Source organism: Streptomyces sp. NPDC048258 (assembly GCF_043201995.1).
Taxonomy (GTDB): Bacteria; Actinomycetota; Actinomycetes; order Streptomycetales; family Streptomycetaceae; genus Streptomyces.
In genome coordinates this window covers 395607-410668 of the sequence record NZ_JBICZH010000003.1, presented here as the reverse complement: position 1 = coordinate 410668, position 15062 = coordinate 395607, and the positions used below count along the sequence as shown (strand labels likewise).

16 protein-coding genes and 1 tRNA gene are annotated in these 15062 nt (G+C 71.5%); 9 read left to right on the top strand and 8 right to left on the bottom strand.

Annotated features, from left to right (window positions below; translation table 11 throughout):
• Nucleotides 1–231 precede the first annotated feature (231 nt).
• From ACGFYQ_RS09380 to ACGFYQ_RS09355, 6 genes are all read left to right on the top strand, one after another.
• Nucleotides 232–3273, top strand: coding sequence for an ATP-binding protein (locus ACGFYQ_RS09380; RefSeq protein ID WP_393741638.1), 3042 nt, complete (start codon nucleotides 232–234; stop codon nucleotides 3271–3273).
• Nucleotides 3274–3308: 35 nt separating this feature from the next.
• A complete protein-coding gene (locus ACGFYQ_RS09375; protein WP_393742131.1) occupies nucleotides 3309–3743 on the top strand; it encodes a roadblock/LC7 domain-containing protein in 435 nt (144 codons plus the stop codon).
• Between the two features lie 71 nt (nucleotides 3744–3814).
• A complete protein-coding gene (locus ACGFYQ_RS09370; protein WP_393741636.1) occupies nucleotides 3815–4153 on the top strand; it encodes a DUF742 domain-containing protein in 339 nt (112 codons plus the stop codon).
• Nucleotides 4131–4781 carry an ATP/GTP-binding protein gene (locus ACGFYQ_RS09365; protein ID WP_393741634.1) on the top strand — a complete coding sequence of 217 codons (651 nt, stop codon included), beginning with the start codon at nucleotides 4131–4133 and terminating at the stop codon, nucleotides 4779–4781. Before ACGFYQ_RS09370 ends, ACGFYQ_RS09365 begins: the two co-directional genes overlap by 23 nt.
• Nucleotides 4778–5329 (top strand): GAF domain-containing protein, encoded by a 552-nt coding sequence (locus ACGFYQ_RS09360; RefSeq protein ID WP_393741632.1) that lies wholly within the window; start codon nucleotides 4778–4780, stop codon nucleotides 5327–5329. Before ACGFYQ_RS09365 ends, ACGFYQ_RS09360 begins: the two co-directional genes overlap by 4 nt.
• Before the next feature lie 142 nt (nucleotides 5330–5471).
• Nucleotides 5472–5837 (top strand): MmcQ/YjbR family DNA-binding protein, encoded by a 366-nt coding sequence (locus ACGFYQ_RS09355; RefSeq protein WP_393741630.1) that lies wholly within the window; start codon nucleotides 5472–5474, stop codon nucleotides 5835–5837.
• 63 nt (nucleotides 5838–5900) lie between these two features.
• On the opposite strand, the gene ACGFYQ_RS09350 is transcribed toward ACGFYQ_RS09355, so the two are convergent.
• Both ACGFYQ_RS09350 and ACGFYQ_RS09345 read right to left on the bottom strand, forming a co-directional pair.
• Complete coding sequence (locus ACGFYQ_RS09350) at nucleotides 5901–6824, bottom strand: transketolase family protein (RefSeq protein WP_393741628.1); 924 nt, start codon at nucleotides 6822–6824, stop codon at nucleotides 5901–5903.
• 14 nt (nucleotides 6825–6838) lie between these two features.
• Nucleotides 6839–7540, bottom strand: a complete 702-nt coding sequence (locus ACGFYQ_RS09345) for a transketolase (protein WP_393741626.1) — start codon at nucleotides 7538–7540, stop codon at nucleotides 6839–6841.
• A gap of 147 nt (nucleotides 7541–7687) precedes the next feature.
• On the opposite strand from ACGFYQ_RS09345, the gene ACGFYQ_RS09340 reads away from it, so the two are divergent.
• Nucleotides 7688–7761: transfer RNA gene (locus tag ACGFYQ_RS09340), tRNA-Pro, on the top strand.
• A 98-nt stretch (nucleotides 7762–7859) separates the two neighbouring features.
• Here the strand turns inward: ACGFYQ_RS09340 and ACGFYQ_RS09335 are convergent.
• The 4 genes from ACGFYQ_RS09335 to ACGFYQ_RS09320 form a co-directional block, all read right to left on the bottom strand.
• Nucleotides 7860–9095 carry a tyrosine-type recombinase/integrase gene (locus tag ACGFYQ_RS09335; protein ID WP_393741624.1) on the bottom strand — a complete coding sequence of 412 codons (1236 nt, stop codon included), beginning with the start codon at nucleotides 9093–9095 and terminating at the stop codon, nucleotides 7860–7862.
• Nucleotide 9096: 1 nt separating this feature from the next.
• On the bottom strand, nucleotides 9097–9411 hold the full coding sequence (locus tag ACGFYQ_RS09330; RefSeq protein WP_393741622.1) for a helix-turn-helix transcriptional regulator: 315 nt from the start codon (nucleotides 9409–9411) through the stop codon (nucleotides 9097–9099).
• 474 nt (nucleotides 9412–9885) lie between these two features.
• Nucleotides 9886–11355, bottom strand: coding sequence for an ISL3 family transposase (locus tag ACGFYQ_RS09325; RefSeq protein WP_393742129.1), 1470 nt, complete (start codon nucleotides 11353–11355; stop codon nucleotides 9886–9888).
• A gap of 141 nt (nucleotides 11356–11496) precedes the next feature.
• Entirely contained in the window at nucleotides 11497–11907 is a 411-nt protein-coding gene (locus tag ACGFYQ_RS09320; RefSeq protein WP_393741620.1) for a DUF4259 domain-containing protein, read from the bottom strand.
• Nucleotides 11908–12194: 287 nt separating this feature from the next.
• Between ACGFYQ_RS09320 and ACGFYQ_RS09315 the strand changes: the two genes are divergently transcribed.
• Entirely contained in the window at nucleotides 12195–12362 is a 168-nt protein-coding gene (locus ACGFYQ_RS09315) for a hypothetical protein (RefSeq protein ID WP_393741618.1), read from the top strand.
• 852 nt (nucleotides 12363–13214) lie between these two features.
• Here the strand turns inward: ACGFYQ_RS09315 and ACGFYQ_RS09310 are convergent.
• Nucleotides 13215–13379, bottom strand: coding sequence for a hypothetical protein (locus ACGFYQ_RS09310; RefSeq protein WP_393741616.1), 165 nt, complete (start codon nucleotides 13377–13379; stop codon nucleotides 13215–13217).
• Between the two features lie 349 nt (nucleotides 13380–13728).
• On the opposite strand from ACGFYQ_RS09310, the gene ACGFYQ_RS09305 reads away from it, so the two are divergent.
• Nucleotides 13729–14331 (top strand): hypothetical protein, encoded by a 603-nt coding sequence (locus ACGFYQ_RS09305; RefSeq protein ID WP_393741614.1) that lies wholly within the window; start codon nucleotides 13729–13731, stop codon nucleotides 14329–14331.
• 116 nt (nucleotides 14332–14447) lie between these two features.
• On the opposite strand, the gene ACGFYQ_RS09300 is transcribed toward ACGFYQ_RS09305, so the two are convergent.
• A complete protein-coding gene (locus ACGFYQ_RS09300; protein WP_393741612.1) occupies nucleotides 14448–15035 on the bottom strand; it encodes a GNAT family N-acetyltransferase in 588 nt (195 codons plus the stop codon).
• Between the last annotated feature and the right edge of the window lie 27 nt (nucleotides 15036–15062).

Below are 15062 nucleotides of genomic sequence, written 5' to 3'. Positions count from 1 at the left end.
GGGGGCGGCGCCCCGGCCCTCGGGGGCGTGCGGTCGTCGCCGGTCCTCGCCAGGGGCGACCCGGCGGATTCGGGCGGCTGTACGAGCGCTCCACCGGGAGCGGGAAGCACCACCGCGAACTTCCCCAACTGGCCGTCCGGGGCGGGACGGTGCGGTCTAGCGTGGGTATCCGGTGATCAACACCGGGCCCCGGGATCGCTGGGGGCCGGGCCCCACGTACCGAGGACGCCGATGTCCGGACTCCGCGCCGCCCGCCACGCCCCGTCGAGACACGCCGTCACCGGTCCCGGCAGGCAGATACGCCCTCAGCTGGTCCGCGCCGCCGTCCTGCCCACGCTCGCCGCCGGGCTCAGCGGCACCGCCGCGGTCATCTTCACCCTCCAGCTCGGCGGGGGAGCCGGCGAGCGGGACCCCCGGCTCTGGCCCGTGCTCACCGGCTGCGCCCTCCTCGTCCTGGGAGCCCTCGCCGCCGCCCTGCTCGGGGCCCAGCGCGGGGCCAAGGCCGTCCGGGACCGGTGCGAGGCGCTGCGCCGATCCAGCGTGCGCGGCCGCCAGGAGCTGCGGACGGCCGCCGACCGGCTGGAGCGGGGCGAGACCCCGCCCCGCCCCGTGCGCGGCGGACCGACGGGACCACCGCTCGGCGCCGACCCGGCCGGGGTGGACGAGTTCTGGCTGCTCTCCCAGGAGCTGCGCGGCGCCCGCGAACAGGCCCACACGACCCTCGTACGGCTGGCCGGTCCGGCCACGCCGTCCGACAGCGAGCGCAAGGTCGAGGTCTTCGTCAACCTCGCGCGCCGGCTGCAGTCCCTCGTCCACCGCGAGATCTCGCTGCTGGACGAGCTGGAGGACACGGTCGAGGACCCGGACCTGCTCAAGGAGCTCTTCCACGTCGACCACCTCGCCACCCGCATCCGCCGCCACGCCGAGAACCTCGCCGTGCTCGGCGGCGCCGCGTCCCGCCGCCAGTGGACCCGGCCCATCGACCTGAGCGAGGTGCTGCGTTCCTCGGTCGCCGAGGTCGAGCAGTACACCCGGGTCAAGGTCGTGCCGCCGGCGGGCGGCAGCGTACGCGGCCACGCCGTCGCGGACGTGGTGCACCTGCTGGCCGAACTGGTCGAGAACGCCACGGTGTTCTCCGCGCCCGACACCGATGTGGTGCTGCGGGCCGAACGGGTCACCGCCGGGATCGCGGTCGAGGTGGAGGACCGCGGGCTGGGCATGCCGACCGAGGAACAGCACCGGATGAACGCCCTGCTCGGCGACCCCGACCAGATCAGCGTCCGGCACCTCCTCGCCGACGGGCGGATCGGCCTGTTCGTCGTCTCCGCGCTGGCCCGCCGGCACGGGATCGCCGTGGAGCTCAAGTCCAACATCTACGGCGGCGTGCTCGCCGTGCTGGTGCTGCCGCAGGAGCTGCTGGGCGCGGAGGCGCCGAGCGCCGCCGACGCGGCGGGCGGCTCCCGGGCCACCTCGTGGGGCACCGGGGAGTCGGCGGCGATGCCGCCACTGGAGCCGGTACGGGTGACCCCGCCGGAGCCCCTGCCGGGGCGGGGAGCGAGGCCCGGGGCCCAGCCCTGGGACCCGGCCGGGTCTGGGCCCGGCCCGGCCGCCGCGGCCCGGGCCGTGAACCGGCCCGCGCCTGTGCCCGCGCCTGTGCCCGCGCCCGTGCCTGCGCCCGTGTCCGCGCCCGTGCCTGCGGCCGAGCCGGAGCCTGCGACCGGGCCGGGGCCGGGGCCGGCCCCCGCACCGCAGCCCGGGCCAAGGAATCGGCCGGGGACCGGATCCACGCCTGCGGCCGGGCCTGGGCCGATGGCCGGGGCTGGGCCCGGGAACGTGTCCGAGCCGGAGCCCGGGGCCGCGGCCGTCGCCCAGCCCACGGAGGCGTCCTCGGCTCCGGCCACGTCCGTGGACGGGCCCCGGCCCGCAACCGGTGCTCGGCCCGGGACCACGGCCCTGCCGCTGCCCGTGCGCCGGGCCAGGGCCCGAGCCATGGAGGCCGAGGCCGGGCAGCGGCCCGGGAGTGCGCCCGTGTCGGTGCCCGCACCCCGAGTCGGGGACGGAGCCACGACTCCGACGGCGTCCATGCGCGGGCCCGGGCCCGTCGGCGGTGCAGGGACTCGGGCCGGGGCCGAAGCTCGGTCCGTGTCGGCTGGGTCCGCTGGCGCGGCTGAGCCGTGGGCCGAGCCCGGGGCTGGGCTCGTATCCGCAGCCGGGAACGGTGCTCGGATCGGGGGCGAGGCTCAGCCTGTGCTGCCTGGGCCTGCAGCCGCCGCCGGGCCGTGGGCCGAGCCTGGCGCCGAACTCGTATCCGCGGCCGAGAAGGGGACTTGGGCCGGGGGCGACGCGCCACCCGGACCCGCGGCTGCGGCTGAGCCGTGGGGCGAGCCCGGGCCCGGGCCGGTCGGTGGTGCCGGGGCTCGGGCCGGAGCTGAAGCTCGGTCCGTGTCGGCTGGGTCCGGCGGCGAGGCCGGGCCGTGGGCCGAGCCCGGGGCTGGGCTCGTATCCGCAGCCGGGAACGGTGCTCGGACCGGGCGCGAGGCTCAGCCTGGGCATGCAGGTGCCGCCGAGCCGTGGGCCGAGCCCGGTGCTGAGCCCGTATCCGCGGCCGAGAAGGGGACTTGGGCCGGAGGCGACGTGCCACCCGGGCCCGGGCCCGTCGGCGGTGCCGGGACGCGGGCCGGGGCTGAAGCTCGGCCCGTGTCGGCTGGGTCCGCAGGCGCGGCCGGGCCGTGGGGTGAGCCTGCGGCTGGGCTCGTATCCGCAGCCGGGGACGGCGCTCGGGCCGGGGAAGAAGGCCCCGTGTCGGGTAGGCCCGCCACCGCAGGCGCAGGCGCAGGCGCAGGCGCAGGCGCAGGCGCAGGCGCAGCCCGGCCGTGGGGCGAGCCCGGGCAGGGAGCCGGCACCGCGGTTCGGAGCGGTGCCCGGTCCGGGGCCGAAGCCCAGGCCGTGCCGTCCCGGCCCACAGGCGTGGCCGAGTCGTGGGCCGCGCCCGGGCTCGCGGCCCCGGCTGCGGCCGAGCCGTGGGGTGAGCCCGGGCCGGGGCTCGTCCCCGCAGCCGGTGCCGGGACTCGGGCCGGGGGAGAGGCCCAGCCCGCGGCGGGCGAGAGGCCGCCGCTGCCCCGGCGGCGGGCTCAGGAGCATCTCGCGCCGCAGCTGCGCGAGGCGCCCGCGCCTCGGCGGGCCGGCGACACCGATCGGCCCGTACACGACCCCGGCCTGATGGCCGCCTTCCAACGGGGCTTCGGCCTTGCGCAGTCGGAGAACCAGGTATGACCCCGACCCCTCACCTCAGCAAGGAGCGCACCCCCATGGGCGGCGAAGTGGCGACGAAGACCGGCAACCGGCTCTCGGACCTCGACTGGCTGCTCAGCGGCCTGGTGCAGCGCGTGCCGTACACGCGCAGCGCCGTACTCCTCACCGTCGACGGCCTCGTCACCTGCGTGCACGGCCTCGACGCGGACAGCGCCGACCATCTGGCGGCGCTCGCGTCCGGCCTGTACTCGCTGGGGCGCAGCGCCGGCTCCCGCTTCGGGGACGGAGCCGAGGTGCGGCAGGTCGTCGTCGAGCTCGACACCGCGCTCGTCTTCGTATCCGCAGCCGGTTCCGGCACCTGCCTGGCCGTGCTCGCGGACCGCGAGGCCGACGCCGGGGTGCTCGGCTACGAGATGGCGATGCTGGTCAAGAGCGTGCGTCCCTACCTGGCCGCCCCGCCGCGCCGGCCCGTCGCCGACCCGGAGCGATGAGGGGCCGCGCGAGGGGGGCAGCGGGGATCACGCGTGACACACCCTGGCTCGACGACTCGGCGGGCCGGGTGATGCGCCCGTACACCGCCAGCGGCGGGCGGACCCGGCCGGGCGTCGCACTCGACCTGCTCTCGCTGGTGACAGCGACCGGGGTGCGGCCGCGCGTCCCGCTGGGGGCGGAGCACACCCTCGCCCTGCGGCTGTGCGCGGGAGCCGCGGCGGTCACGGTCGCCGAGGTGGCCGGCCAACTGCGGCTGCCCGCCGTGGTGGTGAAGGTGCTGCTGTCCGATCTGATGGAACACGGGGCCGTCATGGCGCAGGCGCCGCGGTTCCCGGGCGGCCGCTCGTTCGCCGCCGATGACCAGTCCCTGCTCCGGGCGGTGCTCGATGGTCTCCACAAACGGCTGTGACGCGCCCGTCCCCGGCTCCCCGCCCACGACGCTGAAGATCCTGGTCGCGGGCGGGTTCGGGGCGGGCAAGACGACCTTCGTGCGCGCGGTGAGCGAGATCGAGCCGCTGAGCACGGAGGAGCTGCTGAGCGACCTCAGCCAGACCGCCGACCCGCTGTACGGGGTCGAAGCCAAGACCACGACCACCGTCGCGCTGGACTTCGGCCGGATCACGCTCGACCAGCGCCACGTGCTCTACCTCTTCGGCACGCCCGGGCAGCACCGCTTCTGGTTCCTGTGGGAGGAGTTGTGCGCGGGCGCGCTCGGGGCGGTGGTGCTCGCCGACACCCGCCGCCTCGCCGACTGCTTCCCCGCCGTGGACTTCTTCGAGCGGCGCGGGATCGGATTCGTCGTCGCCGTCAACGAGTTCGACGGCGGCCACCGCTACGGGCCCGACGAGGTGCGCGAAGCGGTGGGGCTCGGGCCCGAGGTGCCCGTCGTACGGTGCGACGCGCGCCTGACCAGTTCCGGAACGGGGACGCTGGCCGCCCTCGTCCGCCATCTCCTGTGCATGTCCACAGTCAGTTCTACGCCAGTCAGCTCTACGCCAGTCAGCTCTTCGTCTTCGGAGTCGGGGGAACCGCCATGACGTACTACGAATCGACCGGACACCTGCTGCTCACGCCCGTGGACCGGGACGCGCCCGCGCGCGTCGTCCGGCTGCGGGAACTGGGCCTGGGCGAGCGGGTGGACGCCGAACTGGACGCCTTCGCGCGGCGCGTCGCGGGCGCGCTCGCCGCGCCCTACGCCGGGGTCAACTTCATCGGCGAGGAACGGCAGTTCTTCGCCGGGCTGCACCACACGCCCGAGGCGCCGACGAGCGGCTATCCGGCGCGGGTACTGGCCCGTGACCACGGCTACTGCCCGCATGTGGTGGTACGGAGGCGGGCGCTGGTGCTGGAGGACGTACGGGACTTCGCGCGCTTCGCGGGCAACGCGGTGGTGGACGAGAGCGGGGTGCGTGCGTACGTGGGCGCGCCGCTGACGGACCGGCGCGGGATCGTGCTGGGGACGGTGTGCGCGGTGGACGTGGTACCGCGCCGGTGGGGGACGGAGGGGCTCGCCACCGCGAAGGCGCTGGCGGCGGAGCTGGTGGAGCTGGTGCACGCCCGGGAGGACCGGCGGCGGACAGCTTGAGGCGGCCTTGGGCGGCTCACGCCGGTGTGGGGCGTTGTGGGGCGGTGCAAGCCGGCGTACGGCGGTGCAGGGCGGCCGATGTCAGTGGTGGGGTCTACGGTCGTGGACGAGGGTTCACCGGTGGCCGGAGAGGAGTCGCGGGATGGGCACCACCGCGCAGGACGTCCGTACGATCGCGCTGTCGCTGCCGGACAGCAGCGAGAAGCTGGCCTGGGGCATGCCGACCTTCCGGGTGGGCGGGAAGATCTTCGCCGCGCTGGGCGACGACGACACCTCGATAGGGGTGAAATGCCCCAAGGAGGACCGGGCCGAGCTGATCGCGGCGGAGCCGGGGAAGTTCTTCGTGCGCGAGGGCCACGACGACAACTACGCCTGGCTGCGGGTCCGCCTTGAGGCGGTCGAGGACGAGGGCGAACTGCGCTCGATCCTGATCGACTCCTGGCTCCAGGCCGCCCCGAAGCGGGTGGCGGCGGCCCATCCGGAGCTGTCCGAGGGCGGCGCGGGCTGAACGCGCGCGGCGGCACGGGGAGACCGTGCCGCCGCCGCGGGCGGGGCGGGTGGACGGCGGTGTTCAGTTCGGCGTCGGCGTCCGGAATCCCGTGATGCGCTCCCGCAGGGACCGCGGGTCCAGGCCGTGCGCCGCCGTGTGCTCGTCGATGGTGCCGTAGCGCCGTAGTTCGGCCCGTGCCACGCCCAGACCCAGCACCCGGTGGGGGGTGTCGGCCAGGGCGTCGTTCGCCGCTGCCGTGGACGTGCCCGCGAGGTAGGGCTCGACGAGGACCACGTCGGCCGCGGCGCGGCCGGTCGTCCCGCGCAGGGCCGCTCCGCGCAGGGCGGCGTCGTCGAAGGGGCGCACGGTGGGTGCGTACAGCACCGTCAGGTCCAGGCCCTCGGTCGCCGCCAGGACGTTGTCCAGCAGCGGGCCGACGGCGACCACCACGCCCGCCCGCCCCTCCCGTACGGTCTGGAAGCGCAGGCCCTCCACCGGACGCGGGGCGGCGTTCGACTGCTGGGAGAGCCGGACGTACACCTTGTCGTCTCCGGCGGCGTACGCGTGGCGCAGCAGCGCCTCCGCCTCGTCCGGGTGGCCCGGGACGTGCACGGTCCAGCCGTCGAGGGTGTCGAGCAGGGCCACGTCGCCCGGCGCCATGTGGGTGAAGCCGCCGGCCGGCCAGTCGTAGCTGGCGCTCGCGCTGACGAGCACGCCGCCCGTCCCCTGGTGCCCGAAGTCCAGCTTGACCTGCTCGAACGGCCGCTCCACGAGGAAGCTGGCGAAGGTGTGGACGACCGGCCGCAGGCCGGTGAGGGCCAGGCCGCCGCCGACGCCGACGAGCAGCTGCTCCCTGATCCCGACGTTGATCACCCGGTCCGGGTGCCGCTGCTGGGCGGGCCGGAAGCCGTCCATGGTGATCTCGGCGAGCACCAGGGCCAGCCGGGGGTCCTCGTCGAGGAGGTCCGACGTGACCGAGATGAAGCGTTCCCGCATGGTGTCCATGACTCTCCCCGCCCTCAGAACTTCTTCTCGACACGGGCGACCACGACATGCGGCCGACCGGGATGCGACTCGGTGAACGCGGCGTGCAGCGCGGCGTGATCCCGCCCGTCCACGGTGGCCGCGGACCAGCCGGCCGCCTCGAAGCGGGCCGCGATTCCGCCGGGCCAGCCGTGCGTCGCGGAGTCGTTGTCGATCACCACCGTGTGCAGCCGATCCAGCCCGGCGGAGCCCGCGTAGGCGAGCGCCTCGTGGTTGCTGCCCTCGTCCAGCTCGGCATCCCCGATCAGCACCCACACCGCCGGCTCGTCCAGCCCCTGGGCGCGCAGCCCGAGCGCGCTGCCCACGGCGAGCGGCAGTCCGTGCCCGAGGGACCCGCTGCCGATCTCCACGCCGGGAACGAGGGTGCGGTCCGGGTGGTGCCCGAGCGGCGAGTCGTACGAGCCGAAGCCGGGCAGCCACTCGACCGGGAAGAACCCCTTGGCGGCGAGGACGGCGTAGTACGCCATCGGCCCGTGCCCCTTGGACAGCAGGAACCGGTCCCGCGCGGCGTCCTCGGCGGTCCCGGGCGCCACCCGGAGCACCCGGTCGTAGAGCACCCACAGCACGTCGAGCGTGGAGGTGGCGGCGGGCCCGTGCTTCTCGGCCCCGGTCATGAGGCCGATGAGCCGGCCCAGATCCTTGTAACGGAAATCCGTGTCCGCGATTGCCTGTGTCATGCATGGATCGTGCAACCTCAAGTGCGGTCGAGGTCAAGAAGCCGCCCGCCCCGAACCGGGGAACGAAAGGTGCGCGCGACCACCCCGCGAAGTGCGGTATCGTTCTCCTGCGCGTTCAACCAGGGGAAACCCCAGGTCAGCGCGCATCGGGACGTGGCGCAGCTTGGTAGCGCACTTGACTGGGGGTCAAGGGGTCGCAGGTTCAAATCCTGTCGTCCCGACTCGAAAGAGTCGCAGGTCAGGGGCCGTTTTGGAGCAATCCAAAACGGCCCCTTGATCGTTTTTGGGGACCAGTTGGGGACCAGGGCGTCAGTGCGGGTCAGATTGCGGTGACGGCCGTGAGTGGCAGCGAACGAGGTGCACGGAGCACCATGAGGTGCGCAGACAGCGCGGCACCAGCTGCGGTGATCTGGCCGGCGTCGGGGTGCAGGTAGCGCTGAGTGGTGGTCAGCGAGCCGTGTCCGGCGATCTTGCGTAGGACGTGGAGTGGCACGCCGGCGTCGGCGAACCAGGTCAGTCCGGTGTGGCGCAGGTCGTGCCGTCGAAGGTGCTCGAAGCCGAGTTCCGTGACAACGTCGTCCCAGTGGGTGGCGTCGCGCAGGACCGCAGTGGAGATGCGACCGCCACGCGGTCCGAAGAAGATCCGGGCATCGGGGTCATTGCCGACGGCCAGCAGCCGCTGGGCAACCATCGGCCGTACTTCTTCGATGAGGGGTACCTTGCGGGCGCGCTTTCCCTTGGTGGCCTTGTCGACGAGACCGCCTTGGGCGGGGGTGGTCTGTCGTCGTACGGTCCAGATCCAGTTGTCGGTGTCGATGTCCTTGACGCGGACTCCGGAGACTTCGCCGATGCGGGCTGCTGTGGATGCGGCGAACGTGACCACGTCGCCCCAGCCCTGGTATTGGCCGTATGAGCGAGCGACCAGAGCCTTGGCGAGGGCCTGGAGGGTCTCCCAGTCGGGCAGAGCGAGCGCACGCGGGTCGTTCAATTCGTCCTCGACCTGCTGGTACTGGCGCTGCCAGCCGCTGACCCGGGCGGGGTTGACTTTGATGAGCCCGTCGCGAACGGCCTGCTCCATGACCCGCACGAGGACGGCGATGGTGTTCTTCACGGTGGAGCGGCTGAGCTCGTCTGCGATCCACCGGTAGACGGTGCGGTCCACGGCACCGTTTGTGATCATCCGAACCGGCAGGTGCCCGAGGGAGGGCACTACGCGCAGACGCCAACCGGCCATATAGGGGTCGAGCGTCTTGAGTTCCAGCCCTCGAAGTGCGAGGTCCATGTTCGCGGTGCCGTAGTCGGCCAGCGGCATGGTGGCAAGCGACGGGTTGATGCCGGCCTGGGCGGCCTCGACCAGGGCCGAGATCCACTCCTGAGCTTCGTCCTCGGTCTCCTTGGCCTCGGAGACGGACTTGCGGGACTTGGTCTCGGGGTCCCACCAGCGCACGCGTGCCCGGTAGGGCGAAGGGCGATTGGGCCGGTACTCGACATCAGCGGTGAGACGGACCCCGATCGGAACGGCTTCGACAGCGGCGGTGGGTGTCGCTATCGCCATGTCAGGCCGCCTGTTCGGGATCGACACGGCGACTGCGCAGCCAGTGTTCGACGTCAATCGCGCTGTAGAGGGTGACGCGATCGGACACAGGGACGAAGGGCGGCCCTTGCAGGGGGCGGGCAGTGCGCCAGCGACGGAGCGTGGAGGGATCGACGTTCAAGATGCCTGCGAGTTCATCGGTCGTTAGCCATTTGCCTGTGACCAGATCGGGGGAAACGTTTCGTCCGCTCTTCACGGATTCTTGGGATGACATGGGGTCCTTGCGATGGCGCAGAACGCCGATCGGGCGAGTCGGTGCAAGAGACAGGTCGGTCACGCTCCCCTGGGTGGAGGAATGGTGGGACGACGACCATAGGGGGAACGTTTGAAAAGTCCAGCGAAAGACCGCCGGATTCGCACACGGAGAACAACTCCGCTGGCGGGTGCGGCTGGCTGAGGGTCCATCCGAGGCATCGGGTTTGCTCTCGAGGGGCCGCGGCTCACTGAGTGATCAATGCGCCCAGCCCGAAACGATTCCGCCCGAGGTGGTAGGCGCGTGGCATCCCGTTCGGGCTGTGGGGCGATGGTTGGCTTCCGGAACGACTCTTGGGCGCAGTGGCGCTCCCAAAGCAGGGCGGCGCTAGGGATTATGGGATCGAAGCTGTGCCATCGGACGACAGGTACCTTTCGACTCGAGTGCAGGGAAGCGGCGGTGGAGTTTCGATCATCTACACGATCCCCGGTTTCGGAAACCGGGGATTTCCAGCTATATTCCGCCGTGCATCGGGTTCTGACCGCGCTTCCGTGATGGCTACGCCTGCAGGAGGATTCGGGCTCTGAGTAGGGCGAATGAGGCCCTGCCGTACATCTGCCGCTTGATCGTTTTGATCCTGTTGACGTGGCCTTCGACGATGCCGGAGCTGTAGGGCAGGGTGAGGCCGGCGGTAACGGCGTGGAGGTCTTGCCGGATGGAGTCGGCGAAGATGCCGATGGCATCAGGGCCGCCCAGCTCGGCCTTCTGGATCCAGTCCCGCAGCAGGTGGCCGCAGCGTTGGCGGAGCATGTCGGTGAACTCCCGCGCGAGGTCGCAGGCCAGAGCGATCTCCGGGCAGGCACTCCGCACGGCGTCGAGCTGGGCAGCGTCGGCGGTGTTGAGTGACTCCTGGGGACGCATGATCCATGAGGTGATGTCGCGAGGGCGGGGAGTCGCCGACCGGGCAGGGACCGCGATGCCTTGCCGGATGGTCACTACGTAGCGGTGCACGACGTGGTACCCGCCGGTGTAGCCGAGGGCGAGCACCTCGCGGTAGAGCTGCATGGAGCTGGTGCAGCCAGCATGGAACCGGTGCTGCACGTGCTCCATGAACGGCTCCAGGACACCGTGCCCTCGGTCCTGAGCCGAGGCGAGAAGCCCTGCCAGGTCCTTGTTCCGGTAGCGCCGGACCGTCTTGCGGTCGAGTTGTAGGCGGCGGCCGATGGCGTTAAGCGACATGCCGGTGGCGGCGAGCTCGTTGACCTCCGCGTGGCGTTGTCGGATCCGGTTCAGGAGCGGAGTTTCTGGTGTGGCCAACGGTGGGCTGGCCTCTGGTCCGGCTGGCCGCCGGAGGCAGTCCCGGTGTCGGCGGCAGGTCTTCTCCACCGCCGTGGAGAGGTTCTGGAGGAGGTGCCAGCGATCTGCCACCTCCAGGGCGTCCGGGGCGGCCTGTCTGATGGCCTTGGTGAATGCCATCAGGCGGTCCCGGCAGATGATCTCGGCGCCGGGGTGCTCTTGGAGCCATGTGGCGACCGTGCTGGTCTCTCGGTCCGGCAGCACATCCACCGGCCGGGAGGACTCGACGTCGACGAGGACGGTTCCGTAAGTCCGGCCTTTACGGAACGCGAACTCGTCGATTCCAAGTATCCGCGGGGCCCGGGTCGGCACGGGCTGAGCGGTCAACTGCCCCAAGAGCGCCGTCCGCCGGCCGTGGATCCGAAGCTTCTCGCACAGACGTTGGCCAGGGCGGCCACCGAGCTCAACAGCAATCGATCTCATCGCCGACCGGGCCGCCGTCGACGTACGCCGTCTCGGCTCGGTCAGGCCGGCCACCTGTTCCACGTATGTCCGGCGCCGGCACTGGCTCTGGTCACAGAAGAACCGACGCACCCGGAGACGGACGACCATCTGCCGGCCGCTGGCAGGCAGCCCGGCGATATGACGCCAGTAGCGGCTGTGCACGCGTGCCGCGGGATGCTGACGCAGGGGACATGGCCCCGGCGGTCCGCAGCACGCCGCGTCGACCATCACGTTGCCATCCGCGACCGTGACCTGGCGAACTACGACGTTCAGACCCGGGAAAAGGACGTCTCGAAGCGATTCCGTCTCCATGACGACGTCATCCCCTGGAGGAACGATCCTGCAGTCCGGTCCTTCGAGCGCCTGTCGTCAGGGGGCTACGTCCAGTGCGCGAGTGATCGTCTGGACCATCGCTCGCCACTCCTCCGCATCAGTGCCATCGACCCAGCCCTCGGCCATCTCTGAGCCGTCCTCCAGAACACGACGAAGCGCCCTGCCGGCCTCAGGCCGGAGCGAGATCGGCAAGACGGGCAACGGCTCAGCCGGACCGTCATCAGGATCGATCACTACCTGGCTGCCCGGAATCTGGCACGCGATGAGGGCAGCAGCAGCAATGGCTTCGGCCCCATCCCCGCCGTCCACGCGCGAGCCGGAGTCCACCACCCTCTGGAAGGCCCTCGTCATTGCCTCGATGACCTGCCCAGTCGCCATCCCCGCAAGCCCGTCGACGAAATCTGCGGCCATATCGCTGTCGAACGGACCGGTCCCCCACGTTCCCATGTACTACTCCCACCATCCGAACTCGGTGACGCCAGCATCTCAGCACGCTCTGACGCCGCAGAGCAGCGGTACCTGGCACGCTCGCGCTGCTGGCACCATCCCGCGGATGACGTAGGCATCACGGACCAGCGGTCAGAACCGTGCATCGGCCGCATAGTCGGGTGAAGGAGCCCGGCTTCCGCAGCTGCCCCTTCACCAACGCCCCGGCGGAGTACCCCCTCCACGAGGGAATCCGGGTGGCCATCGCCGATGACCGTGCCTGACTGCCCGCCCTTTTCACACGCCTCTTGGCGCCGCTCGGCGCTGACACGGACAGCGGACTCGTCGCAGCCCTTGTACAGCTCTGCGACGGGGCCGTCACCGCCGCGCACCTCGACCGCACCCCGGACAGCGCCCTGACCGCCCGCGCGACCGCCGAGCTCCTCCTGACGGCTCGGCTCCCGGGGAACCGGTAGCCGACACGCACCGGATCGGCCCAAGCGCCAGCCCGCCGGCGGGTATGCGACGACGCCGACCTCTTCACCCTGACAACCGGCGGGTCGGGCGCGGCTCGCCTCGAGGCAAGCGTCTTCTGCGCTCAGCCGGGCCTCAGGTGGCCTGCGCGTGAGATGCCGTCCAGCGCCACGACGCTGCTTCCGGACCACGCCACCTGCGGGTGGCGCGGACTCCAGCAACACAGGCCGGCAGCCGTACCGCATCGACACCCTCCCCGGCGAGGGGGAACTGCGCGTCATTGTCACCTCATGTTGGACCCCACGAGCGTCACTGGGTGGCACTGGGCGTCAGCTACGACGGAGCCCCCATGCGCCGGATGCCTCCACTTGTTCCCGATGACCCATCATGTCGAGTGCGTCGCGATCCTTGAACCGACCGCAAAGGGCCTCTGACCTGCGGTTTAGGCCAGTGTGCGCTATGTGCGGTGTGGGTTACGGGCGATATCTTGACGCAGATCTGACGCACGTGACGCACGTTTGACGCTCATCGGAGGCATTTCCTGATGGAGTGTCAGGGTTACCTGGCATAGCGTCAGCCAGTGAGGGTCGTCTCCCCGGCCGGGCCGCGTGTCCGGTTGGGGAGGCGGCTTACCGTGTGCTGCAGCGCTGAATGCCGACTTCGCCAGCTCGATGCGCGGGGCCCCTGTCGGTCACACGGTGTAGCGACGTCGGCTAGCCGAGGCGAGTCGAGTTGGGATCGTTTCGCTGGTCCTCGGACCGAGGTTCGCCGATGCCCGGTAGAGCGGAGGTGACTGCCGGCTGAGATCGCGAGGTGGGCGCATGTACCGCTGGTCCCCGTTGAACGACCGCCAACTAGCGCTCCTGCGGAGGCTGGATGCCAGCGAGGAGCTGGGCTCGGTGTCGGCTGAGCGGCTTTCCGCGTATGCGCTGCGAGACCGAGGGCTGCTGACCGTCGTGCGCCGTGGCGGGGCGGTGCGGGCCGAGGTCACCGGGGCCGGGCAGTTCTATCTGGAGCATGGTCACCATCCTGAGGACCCACGGTATGCCGCCGCGTCCCAGGAGGGAGCCGAGCAGGCGTCTGTGCCGTACTCAGAGCGGGCTGTGGCCGGGGCGCGGCACGCCAAGGCGGCGGAGCTGATCGAACGGCTCGTGGCCGAGCGGCGGGTGGTCATCCCAGAGCTCGCCGTGTCCGCGACTCTTCGGAGTAGGGCTCTGCGCCTGCTCCAGGGCCTGTGCGCGGAAGCGGTGAAACGTGGCTACGCGATACGCGAGCACCCGGTGGATGAGAACTACCGCAGCCGGGCCCATGGGTACGGCGGCACGTACATCCCTTCTCGGCCCCCCCCGGCGCGAGGGCGAGCTAGACTTGGTCGTCGGCGACTTCGCGTACACGGTGACCATCAAACAGGAATTTCCGCTGTCCGAGGACCCGGAGCGGGCGCAGAGTTTGATGGTCGAGCTCCCGCACGGTCGGTCGGGCCGCCAGGGCAAGTGGGCCGACCGAAAGCGGTGGAGGCTGGAGGACATCCTGGGCGCGGTCCTGCGCGAGGTGGAAGTCCGTTCGCGGGAAGACGCTCAACGCCGGATCGACGAGGAGCGGGCCAAGGAGGGCCGGAAGGTCCGGTGGCAGGCGGCGATGGACTCGGCGCGGGAGCAGGCGATCCAGGCCCAGCTCGCCACTGTCCTGAGTGAGCAGGCGAAGGACTGGCATCAGGCGAGGGCACTGAGCCAGTACTGCGACGCCATGGAGCACCGTCTGGCCGCGTCAGACGGTTCGGCAGCCCCGCAGGTAGTCTCCACGCGGCAGTGGCTGGAGTGGGCCCGTGCCTACGTAAGATCCCTGGACTCACTGCGGGAACTGCCCGGGATACCGGCGACCGGCGATCCCGATCCCGAGGAGCTGAAGCCGTACCTGAAGCGCTGGAGTCCGCGTGGCCCGGAAGAGTATGGCTACTCCTGGCGCAGGTGATCAAGTAGCGCCGATGCCCATTTGACGGTCGTTCCGATGGGGTGTCACCTGCCCGAGGGTCTGCACGTGGCATGGGCAGTTCTTCGAGCACTGGGGCGGTGCCCGGCTCCTTCGCCCTAGCTGCCGAGTCGGCCGGCGGTGGCCGCCACAGGAATCGGGATCTCGAAGTGAACCGTCCCGTAGCCGCCGTGCTCCCCGGTCGTGCGGGCGTCGCAGACTTCGTCGGCCATGCTACGCCAGAAGGCTTCCGCGCCGGGGATGTCGACGTTCGTGTGCAGGTAGATGGCGTCGTATCCGGGGACGCCTGCGGCGAACTCGCAGGCCGTCCTGACCATGGCATGGGCGAGTCCGTGCCTGCGGTGGTCCGGGCGTACGTACACCCGCAGGAGCTGCGCCGTGCGCCCCGAGGGGTAGCGCTCGGTGAGCCAGCGGGGGTGCGGGGGGTGTGTGGGACCCCGGGAGTTGAGTGCGGTGGTGCCGACCACCTCTGAACCCAGAACCGCCACGACGAGGGTGTGGCGTGGGTGCTTGAGGTAGGTGCTGTCGATGTCGACGACGTCGTCGTGCCACTGAGGTACGTACCCGTAGTCGAACTCCCGGTAGAACGTGTCGAGCATGACGCTCCGCGCGCCGGGTGCGTCCCCGGGCCCGGCGTGCCGAACCACGTACGGCCCGATCTCCTGCCTCTGCGTCAGGTCCCTCATGGCTCGGTGACTCGCTTCCGTCGCTCC

Excerpts from the sequence above, each read along its gene's own strand:
- ACGFYQ_RS09325 (WP_393742129.1), bottom strand. The coding sequence starts at position 11,355 with ATGGTCGACGCGGCGTGCTGCGGACCGCCGGGGCCATGTCCCCTGCGT.
- ACGFYQ_RS09310 (WP_393741616.1), bottom strand. The coding sequence starts at position 13,379 with ATGCTCCAGATAGAACTGCCCGGCCCCGGTGACCTCGGCCCGCACCGC.
- ACGFYQ_RS09320 (WP_393741620.1), bottom strand. The coding sequence starts at position 11,907 with ATGGGAACGTGGGGGACCGGTCCGTTCGACAGCGATATGGCCGCAGAT.
- ACGFYQ_RS09335 (WP_393741624.1), bottom strand. The coding sequence starts at position 9,095 with ATGGCGATAGCGACACCCACCGCCGCTGTCGAAGCCGTTCCGATCGGG.
- ACGFYQ_RS09350 (WP_393741628.1), bottom strand. The coding sequence starts at position 6,824 with ATGGACACCATGCGGGAACGCTTCATCTCGGTCACGTCGGACCTCCTC.
- ACGFYQ_RS09370 (WP_393741636.1), top strand. The coding sequence starts at position 3,815 with ATGCGCCCGTACACCGCCAGCGGCGGGCGGACCCGGCCGGGCGTCGCA.
- ACGFYQ_RS09380 (WP_393741638.1), top strand. The coding sequence starts at position 232 with ATGTCCGGACTCCGCGCCGCCCGCCACGCCCCGTCGAGACACGCCGTC.
- ACGFYQ_RS09375 (WP_393742131.1), top strand. The coding sequence starts at position 3,309 with ATGGGCGGCGAAGTGGCGACGAAGACCGGCAACCGGCTCTCGGACCTC.
- ACGFYQ_RS09355 (WP_393741630.1), top strand. The coding sequence starts at position 5,472 with ATGGGCACCACCGCGCAGGACGTCCGTACGATCGCGCTGTCGCTGCCG.
- ACGFYQ_RS09360 (WP_393741632.1), top strand. The coding sequence starts at position 4,778 with ATGACGTACTACGAATCGACCGGACACCTGCTGCTCACGCCCGTGGAC.
- ACGFYQ_RS09345 (WP_393741626.1), bottom strand. The coding sequence starts at position 7,540 with ATGACACAGGCAATCGCGGACACGGATTTCCGTTACAAGGATCTGGGC.
- ACGFYQ_RS09300 (WP_393741612.1), bottom strand. The coding sequence starts at position 15,035 with ATGAGGGACCTGACGCAGAGGCAGGAGATCGGGCCGTACGTGGTTCGG.
- ACGFYQ_RS09365 (WP_393741634.1), top strand. The coding sequence starts at position 4,131 with ATGGTCTCCACAAACGGCTGTGACGCGCCCGTCCCCGGCTCCCCGCCC.